This is a genomic window from Mesorhizobium sp. M7A.F.Ca.US.005.03.2.1 (assembly GCF_003997795.1).
GTDB lineage: Bacteria > Pseudomonadota > Alphaproteobacteria > Rhizobiales > Rhizobiaceae > Mesorhizobium > Mesorhizobium ciceri.
This window is the reverse complement of the sequence record NZ_RZRP01000629.1, coordinates 1-3,774: the sequence shown is the minus strand read 5'-3', so window position 1 is coordinate 3,774 and position 3,774 is coordinate 1. Positions and strand designations below refer to the sequence as shown.

Genomic DNA, 3,774 nt, shown 5'->3' with positions numbered 1-3,774 from the left:
GTGTCGTCTCCCCGGGCGAGCGGCCGCACCATCGACGCACTCACCAGGGCGATCGATGGCGGCCCGCCATGAGGCATGCGGTGCCACCACAAGCGGACCGCGGCGGAACACGGCATCACCGATGCCGGAATCGGCGCTGCGTTCGAAGGGTGCCACGACGGCCTCGTCGCGGCCGATCTTGACGATCTCGCCGCGGCGCGCACCGGCATGGCCGGGCTGCTCGACGATGTCACCCAGCCTGGCGAAGCTGGAAAGGCCGTGCACCTTGTAGTGCGTGGGCGTGACTTCGATGACGCGGCCGCCGCGCTTGAGCAGTGCCTCGGCGTCGGCGAAACGCCGCCAGACCCGTTCCAGGGCGGCAAGCCGGTCTTCCGGTGCCGGCTGGAGTTGTCTTTCGAGTGCCCGCAGGGATGGCTGGTCGAGCGACATGGACTATTTCGAGCCGAGCGTCTTGATCGCCTCGTCGGTGGACGAGTCGGTCTGGCGCATCAGGGCGGCCGTGTTCTCGAAGGCGCGCTGGACCATGATCAACCTGGTGATCTCCAGCACCGGATTGACATTGGACTCTTCGAGAAAACCTTGGGCAACGCCGATATCGGAGCGATCGGTGACAGGCTCCGGGGTGCGTGCCGGAACAATGCCGGAATTGCCATAGCGGACGAAGTTCGCGCCTGGATCGAAATTGTAGAGGCCGATCGATCCGACAAGCTGATCGTTCTGGCGCAACGAACCATCGGCCCCGGCCTTGGGCGGACCGTTGCGGGGGTCAAGCTGGATCGGCGAGCCGCCGGCATCGAGCACCGGGTGGCCTTCGATCGACATCAGCTCGCCGTTCTCGTTCATCGAAAAACGGCCGTCGCGGGTCATGACGGTGCCGACCGGCGTCTCTATAGCGAACCAGGCATCGCCCTGGATGGCGAAATCGAAGGGATTTCCGGTCTCGCTCAAGGCACCGTGGGCGCCGGAAAGGTAGGTCTTGCCCGGGGAGGCGAATGACACCGATTTCTGCCCGGTGCCAGAGACGACGTCCTCGAACTTCACGCCGGTGGCGCGAAAGCCGATCGTGGAGGCGTTGGCGACGTTGTCGGCGATGGTGTCGAGGCGCCGCTCGAGCGCGATCTGCGATGAAAGAGCGACGTACAGGCTGTCCCGCATGATGGTCTCAGAACCTCAGTTTCTGCATGGCCATCATCAGGTCGGTGGAGATGCCGACGGTGAGTGGCTGGGCAAACAGCACGCTGACCGAGGTGACGGCCGATGAAGTCGGGTTGTTGATCTCGTACATGCTGGTGAAGCGCGTCAGGAACTTGCCGAGTTTCTCGGGGTCGGAGAAATCCGAGATGTCGAGTTTCTGCTCGAACAGCTGCGCCTGCTTGTCGACATCGGCGGTGGCGAAGGAATCGGGCAGGCCGAGCACGGTGCGCACGACACTGGCAAGCGCAGTGTCGGCCAGCACGTCATACCAACTGGTGATGGTTGGGGCCTTGCGATCGAAATAAAGCGCCAGCCGCACGCCCTGGTTGGTCTGGCCGGCATCCTCTTCGAGGGTCTGGCGCATGTATTTGTCGACGGTCGGCTGCTGCGCCGGATTGATGGTGGTGGCCGCTTCGCCGTATTGTTCGAAGTTGAAGGCGGCGGCCAGCCCGGCATAGGCCTTGTTGGTCATCTTGTTGGCGACGCTGTCGGCGTCGCGAATGCCACCGGCAAGAACGTTGCGGATGAGGTCCTTGCTTTCCGTCGCCGGGTCCAGTCCGTAGGCCGAGAGCACGTAGTTGTACAATCGGCTGTTGGCCATCAGGTCGTCGACGGATTTCACGTTCGTGACGTTGGCAAGATAGTACGCGGTCTCCGACTTGATGTAGTCCGCATTCGGCGCGATCAGGCCAAGCGCCGACTCCGTCGTATAGATTTTCGGCGTGTCTTTCTGCACTTCGTCGCGCGACGTTGTCTGATCACCATATTGGGCAAAGTTGAAGGCCGTGACGAAGTTGGCGTACCGTTTATCCGTCAGCTTGTTTGCTGGGCTTTCGGGGTCGCTGACGCCGCCCTCGAGCATTGTGCGGATCTGCTGCGGCGTTTCGGTTGACGCATCAAGTCCGTAGGAAGCCATGGCGAAGGTGAGCAGGCGCTTGTCCGCCATGAGGTTGTCGATCGACGTCACCTTGGAAATGTTTGCCGCGTAATAGTCGGCCTCGCCCTTGATATATTGCGCGCTTGGCTCGACCAATGTCAGTCCGGCTCCGGCCATGTATCCTTTCGGCACCGCCTGCTGGACATCGTCGCGCATGGTCGTCTGATCGCCATACTGGGCGAAGTCGAAGGCTGCGACGAATTTGGCGTAGCTCTTGTCGGGCAGTTTGTTGGCAGGACTGTCGGGATCGCTGACGCCACCTTCGAGCATCGCCTTGACGGTTGCGGCAGGTTCGGTTGCGGCGTCGAGTCCGAAAGCGGCCATCGCATATGTCAGCAGGCGGCTGTCGCCCATCAGGTCGTCGACCGATTTAACCTTGGCGATGTTGGTGACGTAGTAGGCGGTTTCGCTCTGGTAGTAAGGGAGCCCCTTCTGCGAGGCGCCGATCTGGACTTGCAGCGCATAGTTGCTGGTCACCAGTTGCTGCGCCTTGTTGTAGACAGTCGTACTGGTGCCGTTGGCGGCGAAATTGAAGGCCCTGACGAATTCGGCGTAACGCTTGTCGGTCAGCTTGTTGGCGAAGCTGTTGGGATCGGAGACGCCTTCTTTGAGTGCCTTGACCATGAAGGCCTTGGCGTAAGCCATGTCCTCGAGCCCGTAGGCCTTCATGGCATATTTGAACAAACGGTCATTCTTGACGAAATCGTCGATCGATTTCACCTTGGTGATGTTGTCCAGATAATACTTGGTGTCGCGATCAACCACGGGCTGCTGCTCGATCCTGTCGATCGACTTTGAAATGTCCCTGGTGATGAGCTGGTAGCTGGTAAAGGTATTAAGCAAAGAGGTGCCTCCGGCCGAAGCTATGTCCGGACAATACCCCTACTTCCTTGCGCGAAACTGAATCGTCTCCGACGCCTTCGATTCAAGCCTCACACAAGGCACGGGGGCTATCCCTAGCTCCTGATGTGAAATGCGGAAGGACCTGTCGTGGGCATTCTGATTGGACTGGTGGTAACGCTCGGCTGCGTCCTTGGCGGCTTCATGGCCATGGGCGGCCATCTTCACGTGCTGATCCAGCCCTGGGAGGCAGTGATCATCTGTGGTGCGGCTTTTGGCACCTTCCTCGTCGCCAATCCGATGAAGACGGTCAAGGATACCGGCAAGGGCATTCTCGAAGCTTTCAAGCAGGCGGTGCCGAAGGAACAGGACTATCTCGAAACGCTCGGCGTGCTGCACTCGCTGATGCGCGAGCTGCGCTCGAAATCCCGCAGCGAGGTCGAGGCGCATATCGACAATCCGGAAGAGTCGGCGATTTTCCAGGCGTTCCCAACCGTGCTGCATAACCACGACCTGACGCATTTCATCTGCGACTACTGCCGCATCATCATCATCGGCAATGCCCGCTCGCACGAGATCGAGGCGCTGATGGACGAAGAAATCCAGACCATCAGGTCCGACAAGATGAAGGCCTATCACGCGATGGTGGCGGTGGGCGATGGCCTGCCGGCGCTCGGCATCGTCGCCGCCGTGCTCGGCGTGGTCAAGGCGATGGGCGCGCTCGACCAGTCGCCGGAAATTCTCGGCGGTTTGATTGGTGCCGCACTTGTCGGAACGTTCCTCGGCATCTTCCTGTCCTATTC

Annotated in this window: 3 protein-coding genes and 1 pseudogene; 1 reads left to right on the top strand and 3 read right to left on the bottom strand. The window is 60.7% G+C overall.

The window, feature by feature from the left end; translation table 11 throughout:
* The 3 genes and pseudogenes from fliI to EN991_RS27110 all read right to left on the bottom strand — a co-directional run.
* A pseudogene (gene fliI / locus EN991_RS27120) lies at nucleotides 1-429 on the bottom strand (flagellum-specific ATP synthase FliI); the annotation flags it as partial.
* 3 nt (nucleotides 430-432) lie between these two features.
* On the bottom strand, nucleotides 433-1,155 hold the full coding sequence (gene flgF, locus EN991_RS27115; protein WP_013529801.1) for a flagellar basal-body rod protein FlgF: 723 nt from the start codon (nucleotides 1,153-1,155) through the stop codon (nucleotides 433-435).
* Between the two features lie 7 nt (nucleotides 1,156-1,162).
* Nucleotides 1,163-2,974: a DUF1217 domain-containing protein gene (locus EN991_RS27110; protein WP_013529802.1), complete on the bottom strand. Its 1,812-nt coding sequence runs from the start codon at nucleotides 2,972-2,974 to the stop codon at nucleotides 1,163-1,165.
* Between the two features lie 147 nt (nucleotides 2,975-3,121).
* Here EN991_RS27110 and motA point away from each other — a divergent pair.
* Nucleotides 3,122-3,774: flagellar motor stator protein MotA (gene motA / locus EN991_RS27105; protein WP_164769393.1), on the top strand; the 653-nt coding region annotated here is incomplete at its 3' end.

Coding starts and splice junctions, on each gene's coding strand:
- flgF (WP_013529801.1), bottom strand. CDS start 1,155: ATGCGGGACAGCCTGTACGTCGCTCTTTCATCGCAGATCGCGCTCGAG.